Here is a 15,146-nt window from a genome sequence, read left to right as displayed (position 1 = left end):
GCCAATATGTCTAACGACGGCATGATTTCATTTATTGGTAACACCAATACCACGGTCGTGGATGGCAACAACAGCCTCATTGTCGCAGGCAATGGCAATGACACCCTGGCCGCCGGATCCACCAGCATCGTTGTGGCGGGCAACGGCAACGACACGATCACGGTCGGCGCGGGCAGCGCCATCACCGCCGGCAACGGCAACGACACGCTGACCGCAGGGTCCAGCAGCATCGTCATTGCGGGGAACGGCAGCGACACGGTCGCGGTCGGCGCCAATAGCGCGATCGCCGTCGGAAACGGCAATGATACGCTGAGCGCCGGCGCGAACAGCATTATCATCGCCGGCAATGGCAACGATACGATCAATCTCGGCGCGAGCGACACGGTTACGGTCGGCACCGGCAAGGATACGTTCGTGTTGCCCGGCGACGGGCAGGTGACGCTCACAGCCCCGCAAAGCCTTTCGGTGAGTGAGGACGGCACGATTGCGCTGGCAATCGCGGCTGTGACGTCAGGCTTTGGATGGGGCCAGGAGAATATCTTCGACTTCAACGTGTCGAATGACAAGATTCAGCTCAACAGCGCGCAGTTTGCCAATTTCGCGGCCGTGATGGCCGCCGCCAAGCAGGTCGGCAGCAACACCGTCATCACCGCTGATGCCAGCGACAGCATCGTTCTGAACAACGTCAAACTGTCGAGTCTCACTGCCAAGGACTTTGCCTTCACGGCCGCTCCGGCACTCGTTTACACGATCTCCGGGATTCCCGCGGACGCCACGCTGACGGACACGGCCGGGGCCATCCAGGTCGTCAACGGCACGGCGACGCTGACCCAGGCCCAGCTTGCCGGCTTGACGCTGAAGGCGGGCGAGGTGACCGCGGCAAATCTCGTCGTGACCGCAACCGATCCAACGACGGGCCATTCGGTGAGCAAGGTCGTTGCGCTGTCCGTCACTCCGGTTGCGCCGACGCTCCACACGCCGGCAACGCTGAACGTTGCGACCGGCGGGACCATCGCGCTTGGCATCACCGAGACGCCGTTCGACCTACGGGACACCGTGTCCATCACCATCAGCGGCGTGCCAACGGACGCCAGCCTTTCGGCCGGCACGAAGAATGCAAACGGCAGCTGGACGCTCACGCCGGCGCAATTGACGAACCTGACACTGACGGCCGGCGCTGCAACCACAGCCAGCCTCACCGTGACGGCAACCAATACGCTGGGCCAGACTGCGTCCTCACCCGCGGCACACATCCAGCTGACGATTGCATCACCGCTTTCCGTCACCTTCGACAAGGTGACCTTCATCGATACCGGCGTTCAAGGCGATCATCTGACCGACAACAGCACCGTGACGCTGTCGGGAACGCTGACCGACACGCTCGCCGTGTCGAAGGTTAATGTCTACAATGCTGGTGGGCTGATCGGGTCGGCAACGATCAATCCCGACCATACCTGGACGCTGACCACCGCACTTGCGGATGGCAATTACAACCAGCTTTCCGTCACGGCGACAGATATTGCGGGCACCAGGGCGAGCGCCACCACCAGCCAATATGTGCTGATCGACACGACGGCCCCGACGGTGAACTCGCAGTCAGAGTCGAATCCCGGACTGACTCAGTCCACGGCGGAGGTCATCACCGTCAATGCCAGCGACGCCAACGGCGTCCAGTCTGTTGCGATTTACAACGACGTAACGCACCAGAAGGTCGGCGACGCAATGCTCGGCGGCGGCGTCTGGACTTACACCGCCACGGGTCTTGCCGACGGCACCTACAAATACTACGCGGTCGTCACCGATAACGCCGGCAATCAGACCAAGACCGCTGATCTCACCACCGTGACGGTCGACACCACCGCTCCAACGGTCATCTCGGAGTCGGAATCCGTCTCGGGCCCGACGCAGCTCACGACCGATATCATCAAGGTCAATGCGACCGATCTGAATGGCGTTGCGTCGGTAGCCGTCTACGACCATGCGACAGGCCAGAAGGTCGGTGACGCAGCGCTCGGCAGCGACGGCGCCTGGGCCGTCACGGCCTCTAATCTCTCGGGCGGTGCGCACACATTCTATGCGATCGTCACTGACAACGCCGGCAACCACACCACGACCACCGACCTCGCCACGGTAACGGTCGATAATACGCCTCCCGTCATCAGCTTCGGTCAGGTCAAGCTGGATAGCCCGGATTCGACGGGGACGATGTCAAACGACGGCGGCGCGACGCTGTCGGGCACGGTCTCGGACAACATCGCGGTTGCCCAGGTTCAGGTGTTCAACGGCTCGACGCTGCTCGGTACGGCGAACGTTGCGAACGGCACGTGGACTCTCCATACGGTCCTGAGCGTGGGGTCGTACGACCAGCTGCACGCGACGGCGACCGATACCGCCGGCAACAGCACGGATATCGCCAGCCATAGCGTCGTGACCATCACCCAGGTCGCTGGCCTCGCTACCGACGGTTACATCTCGGGTGCGACGGTTTTTGCCGACACCAACGGTAACGGCAAGCTCGATGCCGGAGAGGCGTCCGGTATCACGGACGCGAGCGGTCATTTCGTCCTGGGGCCGGGTACGACGTCGGGGCCTCTGGTCTTGACAGGTGGCACCGACACCGCGACCGGGCAGCAGTTCACGGGCGTGCTGACCGCACCCACGGGATCGACCCAGGTCACCGCGCTCACGACCCTCGTGCAATCGGTCGCGGTCGCCAATGGTGGTGACGTCACGGCCGCCTCCCAGGCCGTTGCCGCGGCGCTTGGCATCGACCCGACCATCGATCTGACCAAGACTGACATCTTGACGAACGCCTACACCGGCGACGCCCAGCCCTTTGTGGCGGCCGCCAAGGTGCTCAATACCGTTTCGATGGTGGCATCGGCCGTCGCGGGCACCGGTGCGTCGAATTTTACATCGGCGGCAACAGGCGCTTTTTCGGCACTCGCCGCCCAGATCGTGTCGACGGGTGGTCTGGACCTCAGCAATTCCAGCGTCGTCAATGCCGTAGTCACGAGCACGCTGGCCAGCGCAGGTGCCACGCTGACCGGCACTCAGACGAGTGACATCGCGAATGTCGTCACTTCTGTGAACACGGCGACCGATCAGGCCGTTCAGGCGTCCGCGGGTGGCACGACTGCGAATCTCCTGGCCAATGTCAGCGCGACCTCGATCGTGGCGCAGGGCAGCGCGTCCACCGATCTAGAAGCGGGTACGCATAGTGGCGATCTCTCGACCGCTGTCGCCAACAACACGAGCACAGCCCTCTCAACCGCCGTCCAGGGCGCCGTCAGCCAGGTGTCGACCGCTAGTCTTGCTCCGGCGGCGCCCAACTTCGTCAGCCTGACGCCAACGGACGCGTCGCCCACCGCCTTGAACGCGGTCCATTACCTGCTGACCTTCTCCAACTCGGTCCAGGGTGTGACCGCAAGCGACTTTTCGCTCGCCATCAACGGGCTCACCGGCGCGAGCATCACGAGCGTCACGGCCGTCGCGGGGAGCGCCGGCGCGCAATATCTGGTCGAGATCAATCCGGGTTCTGGCAACGGCACGCTGTCGCTCAATTTCGCCGGCACCACCGTCAAAGATCTGAGCGGCGCAGCGCTGCAGGATCAGAGCACACATACCGCTACAAGTTATGCGATCGATCATTCCGCTGGTGAGCAAGCCGCACTGGCGTTGGCCGTCACCAACACGCAAGTCAATGCTGCAGGTTCGGCGCTGCTGAATTTCACGATCAGCGGACTTCAGCCGACCGATACGGGCGTTGTTACCTTCACCGACGGTCAGAACTCGGTCTCCGTCAACGTGAACGGCGGGCAGAGCACCTATACTGCGAGCCTCAGTGCGTTGAGCGATGGGCCGATCTCATCCCAGCTTGCCGTCAACACCAATGCCGCAGGCCACGCCTTCACGCCGGTCGCCGGTTCCAGCGCGGTGACGCTGACCGGCTTCAGCTCGCCGCCGGCGAGCGGCATCAGCGTTGTTCAGAATGCCACCGGTGACATCGGCGTCGTCTCGGCGGTCGCCGTCACCAATCAGTCGGGTATAGGGCTGCTGGCCCAGGAAACTTCAGGCGGCGTGGGCAACATCGTCGTCAACACGACAGGCAGCGTCACCGGCACGGGCAGCGGATCGGTCGGTCTCGAAGCACAGAACCTTGATGCGTCCAACGGCGGCAACGTGTCGGTCGCGGCGACCGGCGGCGTGACCGGCAACCAGCACGCCATTGTTGCTTCGACGGCGGGTAGCGGCAATGTATCGGTCGAAGCCGGCGGCGCGATTGCCTCGACCGTGCAGTTCGGCGTTCGAGCCGCGGCTTATGGGACCGGCAACGTTTCCGTCCTCACCGATGCCGGCAGCACCATCAATTCAGGCGGCGCGGGCATCAGCGCCGTCAATTTCGACACCGTGCTTGCCGCATCCGCCAACAGCTCGGTGACGGTCACCAACAATGCGGTCATCAACTCCGGCACGACGCTCAATCCGAGCGGCTCGGTGCCGCAGGGCATCGCCGCCGGCTACTACGGCGCCAACGGCACGTCGAACACCGCCATCAACGGCACGGTTCTCGTCAACAACAACGCCAACATCACGGCTGCTGCTGGTTACGGCGTCGACGCTTACAATTGGGGCAACGGCGACGTGACCCTGAACGAAGCAGCGAACACCGCCGTGTCGGGCGCCCAGTACGGTCTTGCCGCCTATGCCCTGAGCAAGGGCTCGGGCAATGTTGCGATCAATGTCGGAGCAAATGTCGCGGTCAGCGCAACCACTTTCTTCGGCGTCCAGGCCTATGTCAGCGGCGTCGGCAATATCAGCGTCCAAACCGGCGACGGCGATACGATCTACGGCGGCAGCATTGGCGTCAACGCCCAGAGCCAGGCGACTTCAGAGCCTGCCACAAGCAACATCAATGTGGTGCTGGGCAAAGACACCATCCATTCCGGTACACTCAATACGCCGAGCGGCTCAGCAACCCCCGGTGCCGTGTCGGTCGGCTACGCGCCGAACGGAGCGCAAACGGCAACGAACGCCGTGCTTGGCAATGTCACCGTGCAGAGCGATGCCCAGGTCACCGCTGACAAGGGCGTCGGCATCAACGCTTATAACTGGGGCAAGGGCAACGTCACGGTGTCGACTGGCCCCGATTCCACGATCCATGCGGCGGGCAACGGCATCCAGACAAATGCCTTGAATGGCGGCAATGTCAGCGTCACCAATGGCGGTTCGATCAATGCCGGAGGAGCCGGCATCTCCGCCAATTCGAGCATGGGCCTCGGCACCATTGGCGGCACGGTGACCGTCGTCAACAACGGCACGATCAGCGCCGGAACCACGGGTATCGCCACAGGTGGCAATCATGTCGGTGCCATCTCAATCACCAACAACGGGACGGTCACAGCCACTCAGTTTGCCGGAATCGGTGGCAACGCCTCCAGCGGCGATATCACGATCACTAACGCCGGAGCGACGACCGGAACCAACGGCATTTTCGCCTCGACCAGCGGCTCCGCGAACGTCTCGATCACCAACCAGGGGACTGCGACCGGCACGACCTTCTCAGGCATTGGCGCCAACCTGACAGCTGCCGGTGCAACCGGCTCCGTCAGCATCACCAACTCGGGCACCGTCACGAGCCTCGTCAGCACCAGCCCTGCGATTGGCATCAGCGAGAACAAGACCGGCACCGTCACGATCAACAACACCGGCATCATCGGCTCCAATGCCACCGGTCAGGCTCTGTACGAGGGGGGCGGCGACATCACGCTGACCAACACCGGCACGATTACCGGCAACATCAATGTCGGCAATGGCACGTTCAACAACCAGGCCGGCGGCGTCTGGGCGGTCGGGACCTGGAGCGGCTTCGGCACGGCTTCGACCACCGGCGTCGTTGAGAGCAACACTATCAACAACGCGGGCACCATCAACCTGTCGACCGGCGCCAACATCAACGGCGCCAACGGCCTCGTCGTGAACAACAGCGGGCACATCGACAATCTCTCCGGGACCAACATGATCAATGGGTCCGTGACCAACACGGGCACGCTCGAGGTTGCTTCCGGCTCCCTCGAGATCGGCGGCGGCCTCAGCGGGGCAGGATCCGTCCTGGTCGATTCCGGCGCGACCCTGGTTCTGGACGGGGCGACCGCGCAGACGGTGACCTTCACTGGCAACGGCGGCACGCTCGGCCTCAATTCTGGGACAGGCGGTACCGCCATCAGCGGGACCATCGCGGCGGCCTCTTCAACCGGCGGCAACTTCACGATCAACGGCTGGGGAGCTGTCACCGCTGCCGTTGGTGACGGCATCGACTTCACGGCGACGGGCGGAATTGCGGCCAACATGGCCGAGATCTCGGTGGCGCCCGGTGGTGCCATCACCGGCGCGGCCAATGGCATCGTGGTGACCCAGAACGGCACCGGGGACATCTCCGTCTCCACGTCGGGTCCGATCGTCGGCCAGGCCGGCACGGGCATCCTCGCCCAGCACAGTGCAAGTGGTATCGGCAATATCCAGGTGATCTCGACGGGGAACGTGACCGGCACGGGCAGCGGATCGATCGGTCTCGAAGCACAGAACCTTGATGCGTCCAATGGCGGCAACGTCTCGGTGACAGCGACAGGCGGCGTCACCGGCAACCAGCACGCGATCGTTGCGATCAATGACGGCAACGGCAACGTGTCGGTCGAAGCTGGGGGACCGATCAATTCGACCGTGCAGTTCGGCGTTCGAGCCGCGACTTACGGCACCGGCAACGTCTCCGTCCTCACTGATGCCGGCAGCACCATCAACTCGGGCGGCGCTGGCATCAGCGCCGTCAATTTCGACACCGTCCTTGCTGCGAGCGCCAACAGCTCGGTGACGGTCACCAACAACGCCGTCATCAACTCCGGTACGACGCTCAATCCCAGCGGTTCACAGCCGCAAGGCATCGCCGCTGGCTACTACGGCGTCAACGGCACGGCCAACACCAACATCAACGGCACTGTCGTCATCAACAACAACGCCAACATCACGGCCGCGGCTGGTTATGGCGTCAATGGTTACAATTACGGCAACGGCAATGTGACGCTGAATGAGGCGGGCAATACCTCGGTGACCGCCGATCAATATGGGCTGGGGGCTTTTGCCAACAGCAAGGGCAGCGGTAGCGTCGCGATCAATGTCGGCGCGAACGTCGCTGTCCATGCGAACACGTACATCGGCATTCAGGCCTCGACCACCGGCGTTGGCGACATCAACATCCAGACCGGCGACGGCGACACGATCTACGGCGGTGCCATTGGCGTTAACGCCCAGAGCCAGGCGACGTCGGAGCCTGCCACCGGGAACGTCATGGTGGTGCTCGGCAATGACATCATTCATTCCGGAACCAACAATACCGCGAGCGGCTCAGCAACCCCCGGTGCCGTGTCGGCCGGCTATGCGCCCAGCGGCACCGGAACGGCAACGAACGCTGTGCTTGGCAACGTCACCGTGCAGAGCAACGCCCAGATCACGGCGGCCAAGGGCGTTGGTATCAATGCCTACAACTGGGGCAAGGGCAATGTGACGGTATCGACCGGCACAGCGTCCGCGATCACGGCACCCGGCAATGGTATCCAGGCCAACGCGCTCAACGGGGGCAATGTCAGCGTCACCAATGACGGTTCGATCAACGCCGGAGGATCCGGCATCTCCGCAAATGCGAATCTCGGCATTGGCACGACCGGCGGCACGGTTACCATCACCAACAACGGCGTGATCAATTCCGCCACCGGCATCTTCGCCGGCGGCAATCACGTCGGCAACATCTCGATCACCAACAACAGCACGGTAACCGGCACAAGCTTTGCCGGCATCAACGTGAACCAGACAGCCAGCGGATCGACGGGATCGACGACAATTACCAACACCGGCACCGTGACGACCCAAGGCACGGGCTCCGCAATCAGCATTGGCGAAAATGCAGTCGGGACCGTGACGCTCGGCAATTCCGGAACCATCGGCTCTTCGGCTTCAGCGGGCGCGATATTTGAGACTGGCGGCAGCCAGATGACCATCAACAACAGCGGCACCATCCTTGGTGGCGTCAACACCGGGGGCGGGGGCATTGGCGCCACTACCACGTTCAACAACAACGCCGGCGGCGTCTGGCAGACTGGCTACATCGATGACGAGGGCACGATCAATGCGGCGGGTGCGGGTTCGACCATCACGATGGGAACGGCCAATGGAATGAATGTCGGCTTTTCGGGCTCCGGCAGCTTGAATCTTTCGGCCGGGGCGGCACTCACGACTAATTATCTCACCATCGGAAATCAGCTGGGCAGTCACGGAACGGTCACCGTGACCGGCCTGGGAACGAACCTAAATGCCACGTCAGGCCAGACCCCAAATATCCTGATCGGTTTCTCTGGGCAGGCCGCGCTGAGCATCGCTGATCACGCCACTGTGGCGACCACGTACGTGGACGTTGGCGTCAACCAAGTCGCGGGTATCGTCGACACGCTCGACATCAACAACGCCACCCTGACGCTTATTCAGGGTCTCACGATCGGCGATGCCGGAACGGCACATGCTACAGTGGAAAACGGCGGCAGCATCAGCGCCGGTTATGTCGGTCTCGGCCAACAGGCCGGCGGGGACGGCAGCCTCACCATCGATGGTGCGGGCTCGCATCTGGCGATCCAGGGGGACACGGACGGCGTCAACGTGGGCTACGGCGGCGCCGGTCATCTGACGCTGTCGGGCGGCGCCACGATCACGGCAGATTTCGTCAACATTGCCTCGCTTGCGGGAAGCTCGGGTAGCTTGACCATATCGGGCGCCGGCACCAGCCTCGATACCACCTCGGGCACCTATCAGAACATTCAGGTCGGTAGCGATGGCACCGCCACCATGACGATCTCTGACCACGCGATCGTCACGACCACCAACATGACGCTCGCCGTCAACCATGACGCGGGCGTGACCGACGCGCTGACCGTGGACGATGCCAGCCTGCATGTCGGTGGGACCTTGACGATCGGCAACAGCGGCGCAGCCACCGCCCTCGTGGAGAATGGAGGCAGTCTGACCGCCGGTTCGCTGATCCTGGCGGAGCTGTCAGGAAGCACGGGCAGTCTCACCGTTGATGGCGCGGGCTCCGTGGTCACCGCCTCCTACATCTCGATCGGCGGGCCGTCGGCCGTGCTAACGCTGAGCAATGGCGGTGCCGTCGACGTCGGATCAAGTGCGGCGACCATCGCGAATACCATCCATATCGGTGGCGATGGATCTCTGGTCGGCACCGGCGAGATCACATCGGCCCTCGTCAACGACGGGACCGTCACGGCGGCTGGCGGTGCGCTCCAGATCGATCAGCAACTGACCGGTTCTGGATCCGCACACATCAACGCCGGTGCCGCCCTCGACCTGTCGAACGGTGCGGCGTCCTCGCAGACCATCCTGTTCACGGCGACAAGCGGCTCTACCGCTTCACTGGTTGTCGATCACGCGGCGAGTCTACAGGCCTTCATCTCAGGGTTCACCGGCGATGGTACGCTTGGTGGATCCGATCAGATCGATCTGAAAGACATCAACTACAACTCGCTTTCGGAAAGCTACGATGCCGTCAACAACGTGCTCAATATCTCCGATGGCACGAATTCGGGTGCGATTCACTTCATCGGGACGTACAATCAAGCCAACTTCAGCTTTGTCAGCGACGGCCACAACGGGACGATCGTTTACGATCCGCCTGTCGCGGGCAGCACGACACCTGGATCGACCAACACCGGTCCGGTCGCCGAGGGTGGTGGCTTCAAATTCGTCGCCTCCAGCGTTGTGTCGAGTGCCTGGATCGGAGATACGCACGACAACACCGGCGCGTCCCTGAGCCAGGTTCTCAACATGCATGTCGATGCGTTGGCTCCGCCTTCAGGTCAGATCCTCGATACCGCTTTTGCTGACGCCAAACTTTTGCCAGGACACGACTACCACGTGCTCTAATCGGGCGGGCCACGACACGAGCGGCGTAACATGACTGTCGGAGTGATCTGCAACGGCACTTCGACAGTTCGGCGCGGGGGACGGTTTGTCTGGAACGGACCAAGGCCGCGCAGAAAGCGGCAAACGGGAAAGGCCGCAGGGTGGTTCCAGCCCCCACTGCGGCCATCCCGGACAACTTGAAATTGGTCGGTACTCAAATCTTGCCGGTGTTCTTACAGTAGAACACCCCGTTCCGAAAATGGACTCCGTATAACTACCGAAATCCGCTGTTCTACCCATTGTCGTTAAATGGTGAACGTGTCATGGCCGCTAGATTTCGGAATAATAGCATTGTGCCACTGTTTTGCCCGACGGGTCAAACAGCTTTTTGCGGGGATGCGCAAGACAGGCGCGTAAGTCGTTGATTCGACATGCGCGGGCTACTGTGCATGGGGTTGTTTTCGATGTTTTGGCGGGCGATACGCAGCCCGGGGGCCGGAACCACTCGCGGAACCTTTTCCTCACCGCGGCGTTATCTCGCCATGACAGAAGATCTTTCCTTCCGACGCAAGCCCCTGACCCCCGAACAGCGCCAGGCGCGCGATGCGGCGCGCCGCATCGAGGCGGAGAAGGCCATGCGCGACCATGAGGCCGCGCAGAAGGCGTTCTATCAGAATCGGGAGCGGCTGAGGGCAGAGCGGCTGGCCCGTGAGGCGGCCGCAGCCAAAGCCTGACGTCCAAGAGGACCGATCGGTCAGGCATCTCAAAACTGTGTCGCCGTGCGCCTCCGGTCCAGCATCGGGGGCGCGCGGTCGCTTGCGCCAGGGGGCCGACCGGCGGCTTGACGGCCTTCGCCTGCGGTCGGATGATTCAAATCATTCTCAATTGGCGAGAACGACGGAGACGTTCGCTCCCAGTCCAGATGCCATCGGTGCAACGCAAATGGAGCTGACCATGACCACGTTCGACAAGCGCGAGCAGGGCTTCGAGGCCAAATTCGCCCATGACGAGGAGCTCGCGTTCAAGGCCGCGGCCCGGTCCAACAAGCTGCTCGGGCTCTGGGCCGCAGGCCAGCTCGGACTGAGCGGCGATGCCGCGGCCGCTTACGCGACGGCGCTGGTCACGGACAATCTGGCCAACCAGACGATCAACGAGACCGTGAGGAAGGTGTCGAGCGATCTCGCGGCGAAGGGGATTTCGCGGGAGCAGGTTGCGCGGAAGGTCCAGGAGTGCCTGCACCAGGCGCTGGAGCAACTTGCAACCGCAGCGAGCAAAGCTGGCGATTGATCATCTCACTCCGCTTGCCTGCGGGCGGTGGCGTCGCTGAACTTGTCGACGAAGACGATCCCGATCGCCGAGACCACGAAGGTGATGTGGATCAGCACCTGCCACATCACGCCGCTCTCGGTGAAGCTGGCGCGGCTCGAGCCGAGATTGCCGGCCTCGATGAAGGTGCGCAGCAGCGCGATCGAGGAGATGCCGATGATCGCCATCGCGAGCTTGATCTTGAGCACGCTGGCGTTGACGTGGCCGAGCCATTCCGGCTCGTCGGGATGGCCCTGGAGATCGAGCCGCGACACGAAGGTCTCGTAGCCGCCGACGATCACCATCACCAGCAGGTTGGAGATCATCACGACGTCGATCAGCGCCAGCACGCTCATCATGATCTCCTGCTCTGTGAAGTCGAGCGCGTGCGAGGTGAGATGCCAGAGCTCCTTCAGGAACAGCACGATGTAGACGCATTGCGCCACGATCAGCCCGAGATAGAGCGGCAGCTGCAGCCAGCGCGAACCGAAGATGATCATCGGCAACAGGCCGAGCCGCGGCGAGGGCGGGCGGGGGCCGGTCGTGGTTTCTGGCTCAATTGACATGCAGATCGCGTCCACGCATCGAGATTGTCTCGCTATCCTGTAACCCGGCCAGATGGCCGGCGGAAGACGTGGCCGTGCTATGGTGCGGCCTGGATCGGGAGGCGGGTGAATGTCTCGCAGCTTTGGCTGGGCGCTCTGGACGCTTGTGATCGCGGCCGCGGTGATTCTGGATGCCGGCACGGCCCGGGTGTCGGCGACACCGCTGACGCCGTTCCGCTACGAGGCGCAGGCCCAGCGCCATTGCCCCGCTGACAAGGTGGTGTGGCTGGATTTCAGGAAGGGCGTCTACTATCGCAAGGGCCAGAAGCTCTATGGCCAAGGGGTTGATGGCAGCTTCGTGTGCCTGACTGAAGCGCGCGACAGCCTGTATCGCAGATCGCCGCTGGGCTTGCGCTGAGCGGCGCGGGCTAGTTCTGGTTCGGCAGCTTCACCGGGACGTGCGGGGAGGTGCTGATGACCCGGGGGCTTCCGTCGGGATAGGTCCGGCCGCCGCGGATCAGCGATTCCAGGACCAGGAAGAATTTCTCGGCTAGCATGTGCGTCACCCTCGTTGGTGATGGCCTCGTAAAAATGAGTCGAGGCGCCGACGCGAAAATTCAATCAACTAAACGGGAGCGTAGCAATCCCGGATCAACACGCGTGCTGCGTCGCAGTGGCGCAGCGGTCGGAAAATTCGAAAATGCTGGTTAAGGATTAGCCGAAGGCCAGGGCGACGAGGCTCGAGCAGAGCAGGACCAGACCGCCTGCGGTCAGTGCCAGAAAGCCGTCGGATACAAGGTCATGTTTGCGCATGTGACACCTGCTGCTCTCGCTTCGATGCTCGATCGGATTGATTAAAATTATCCGAACGCGCCGCCATGAAGAGGTGATGCAATGTCGCCCGCGCGAGTGCCGTCAGGCCCTCGTGCGGTAGCCTTCAAACGCATGGGCCAGGAAGATCCCCGCGCTTACCAGACCCATCAGTGCCGAAACCGTCTCGATCATCGTTAAATTCCAATTCCGCCCCTGCAATTGAGAAAACGCGGGCGGCCTTGCACAGTCAAAAGAATTCCGGTGAAGCCGGCGACAATGGGGGTGGAGTGAGCTTTTGGCGCAACAGCTTGTGCAGGACTGGCACAAAGGATGCGGCGCCGAGGCGCTCGCGCTCAGTAGATCAACGGAGAATGCCAAAGGTCCTGTTTACCATCCCAGCGCGAACGCTGCGGGCTCCCCATTTCCGCCGTGTTCGGGTTGCGTTATCGTTACCGCCTCTGAGACGGTGGTGGGCCGCCTCGGAGCTTGAGGTCCGGAAGGCACTCCCCGTAAGCAAGCGGGTTAGGTCAGCCACCGGCGAAATGGTATTTGGGGCGAATGGGGATCCGACGGTCAGATTCGGTGGTGCGGGCCGCGCGGTGCGCTGCGGCGGTCGCTACCTGCCTGGCGCTCGCCAATTGCGCCTCGTCCAACAAGTTCGCCAGCCGGGTCGATCCCAAATACGGCGTGTCCTCGAGCCCGCGAGTCGTGGCCTGGGGCGATCCCGTTCCCAAGGGCGGCGGCACTTATCGCGTCGGCAAGCCCTATGTGGTGGGGGGCCGGACCTACGTGCCGGAGGAGGACGTCAACTACCGCGCCGAGGGCATGGCGTCCTGGTATGGCGATGATTTCCACGGCCGCCAGACCGCCAACGGCGAAGTGTTCGACATGGGCTCGCTGACGGCGGCGCATCCGACGCTGCCGATGCCGTCCTATGCGCGGGTCACCAACCTGTCGAACGGCAAGTCGCTGGTCGTCCGCGTCAATGACCGCGGGCCGTATCACGGCAACCGCCTCATCGACGTCTCGAACAAGGCCGCTGAACTGCTTGAATTCAAAGGCAATGGCGTCGCCAGGGTTCGCGTCGAATATGTCGGCCGCGCGCCGCTCGAAGGCTCCGACGACCGCCAGCTGATGGCGACCTTGCGCACCGGCGTTCCGGCGCCGTCGCCCTCGATGGTCCGGGTCGCCTCGGCGCGGCCGTTCGTACCTGAGCTGTCGTCGAGCCGCGGTGCCATCCGCGGCGATGTCCCGATGCCGGAGGGGCGGCCCTATAGCCTGGGCAATACGTCGGCCGACGTCGCCTCGCTCAACGCGACCTCGGAGATGTCGGCCTCGAGCCGCAGCCGGGGCCGGGCGCTCCAGAATGCTCGGCAAGTGTCCTATGATCAGGACGGCCGCTATGCCACCGATGGCGATCCTGCGGCTTCCAATGATGGCGCAGCCGAAGCCCGCAGCATCCTGACCGGCCGCGGCCTGTATTGACTGCCGCACATTAGCGCGAATCCGCTTCGCGCAGGAATCTGACCAGCGCGGCGTTGACCTCGTCGGGCCGCTCCTGCTGCACCCAGTGGCCGGCGCCATCGATGATCAGTTTTCGCGTCAGATTAGGCAGCACGCGCTCCAGCTCGTTGACGCGCTTGGCGCCGATCAGGCCGGTGATGACGGCATCCTGCGCGCCGGCGATGAAGAGGGAGGGCTGGTGGATCTGCGCGTCCTGCCAGGGCGCGGTCAGCTCCCAATTGCGGTCGAGATTGCGATACCAGTTCAGCCCGCCGCCGAATCCCGACTTGCGGAAGGATTCGGTGAAATGGGCGAGATCGGCCTCGCTCAGCCACGCCGGCAGCGGCTCCTCGGCGCTGGCATGGCCGAGAAAGCCCTTGCCCTCCTGCACGAACATCGCAGCGCTCGGATCAGCAAGCCCGCGACCGCCGAGCACGATGCGCATGGTACGGGCGACGTCATGCTCGAACTCGGCCTCCGCGACGCCGGGCGCCTGAAAGTACTGCCAGTAGAAATTGGTGATGCCGCCCTGGCGCAGCAGCTCGAGCGGCTTGCCACGTCCGCGGAACGGCGGCGGCACGCTCAGGCCCGAAACAGCCGTGAAGATGTCCGGACGAAATAGCGCCGCATGCCAGGCGACCGGCGCACCCCAGTCGTGGCCGACCACCATCGCCTTGGTCTCGCCGAGCGCCTTCACCAGGCCGACGACGTCGCCAACGAGATCGAAGATCGAATAGGCGGTCACGTCAGGCGGCGCCGCACTCTGGCCGTAGCCGCGCATGTCGGGGGCTACGACGTGAAAGCCGGCAGCCGCGAGCGCGGGGATCTGGTGCCGCCAGGAATAGGATAGTTCCGGCCAGCCATGGCACAGCACCACCAGCGGCCCCTGGCCGGCCTCGCGGATGAAGAGGTCGATCCCGTTGGCCTTGATCACGCGGGTGGTGGACATCGCTTTTCCGCCTTGTTTCAGGGGTTTGGTCGCGAAACATGAGGTGCCACGATAGGGGCGCGACGAGAATCGTG

At 63.2% G+C, this 15,146-nt stretch carries 8 protein-coding genes; 5 read left to right on the top strand and 3 right to left on the bottom strand.

Going from position 1 to position 15,146, the window contains the following annotated elements; all coding sequences use genetic code 11:
- Positions 1 to 6: 6 nt before the first annotated feature.
- The 3 genes from ACLFLU_RS22390 (at position 7) to ACLFLU_RS22380 (ending at position 11,244) form a co-directional block, all read left to right on the top strand.
- Positions 7 to 9,978 (top strand): Ig-like domain-containing protein, encoded by a 9,972-nt coding sequence (locus tag ACLFLU_RS22390; protein ID WP_426407043.1) that lies wholly within the window; start codon positions 7 to 9, stop codon positions 9,976 to 9,978.
- A 521-nt stretch (positions 9,979 to 10,499) separates the two neighbouring features.
- Complete coding sequence (locus ACLFLU_RS22385; protein ID WP_426407042.1) at positions 10,500 to 10,691, top strand: hypothetical protein; 192 nt, start codon at positions 10,500 to 10,502, stop codon at positions 10,689 to 10,691.
- Positions 10,692 to 10,911: 220 nt separating this feature from the next.
- Complete coding sequence (locus tag ACLFLU_RS22380) at positions 10,912 to 11,244, top strand: DUF1476 domain-containing protein (RefSeq protein ID WP_426407041.1); 333 nt, start codon at positions 10,912 to 10,914, stop codon at positions 11,242 to 11,244.
- Positions 11,245 to 11,249: 5 nt separating this feature from the next.
- On the opposite strand, the gene ACLFLU_RS22375 is transcribed toward ACLFLU_RS22380, so the two are convergent.
- Positions 11,250 to 11,828 (bottom strand): TIGR00645 family protein, encoded by a 579-nt coding sequence (locus ACLFLU_RS22375; protein ID WP_426407040.1) that lies wholly within the window; start codon positions 11,826 to 11,828, stop codon positions 11,250 to 11,252.
- A gap of 109 nt (positions 11,829 to 11,937) precedes the next feature.
- Here ACLFLU_RS22375 and ACLFLU_RS22370 point away from each other — a divergent pair, with 109 nt between their 5' ends.
- Positions 11,938 to 12,225: a hypothetical protein gene (locus tag ACLFLU_RS22370; protein ID WP_426407039.1), complete on the top strand. Its 288-nt coding sequence runs from the start codon at positions 11,938 to 11,940 to the stop codon at positions 12,223 to 12,225.
- Positions 12,226 to 12,235: 10 nt separating this feature from the next.
- Here ACLFLU_RS22370 and ACLFLU_RS22365 read toward each other — a convergent pair whose 3' ends face one another.
- On the bottom strand, positions 12,236 to 12,364 hold the full coding sequence (locus ACLFLU_RS22365; protein ID WP_426407038.1) for a hypothetical protein: 129 nt from the start codon (positions 12,362 to 12,364) through the stop codon (positions 12,236 to 12,238).
- 814 nt (positions 12,365 to 13,178) lie between these two features.
- Here ACLFLU_RS22365 and ACLFLU_RS22360 point away from each other — a divergent pair.
- Positions 13,179 to 14,105, top strand: coding sequence for a septal ring lytic transglycosylase RlpA family protein (locus tag ACLFLU_RS22360; protein ID WP_426407037.1), 927 nt, complete (start codon positions 13,179 to 13,181; stop codon positions 14,103 to 14,105).
- Between the two features lie 10 nt (positions 14,106 to 14,115).
- Here the strand turns inward: ACLFLU_RS22360 and ACLFLU_RS22355 are convergent, their stop codons facing one another.
- A complete protein-coding gene (locus ACLFLU_RS22355) occupies positions 14,116 to 15,072 on the bottom strand; it encodes an alpha/beta fold hydrolase (protein ID WP_426407036.1) in 957 nt (318 codons plus the stop codon).
- Between the last annotated feature and the right edge of the window lie 74 nt (positions 15,073 to 15,146).

Source organism: Bradyrhizobium ganzhouense (assembly GCF_049949285.1).
Taxonomy (GTDB): Bacteria; Pseudomonadota; Alphaproteobacteria; order Rhizobiales; family Xanthobacteraceae; genus Bradyrhizobium; species Bradyrhizobium ganzhouense.
Note: the sequence above shows the minus strand (reverse complement) of the source record. Positions and strands in the feature narration are given on the sequence as shown.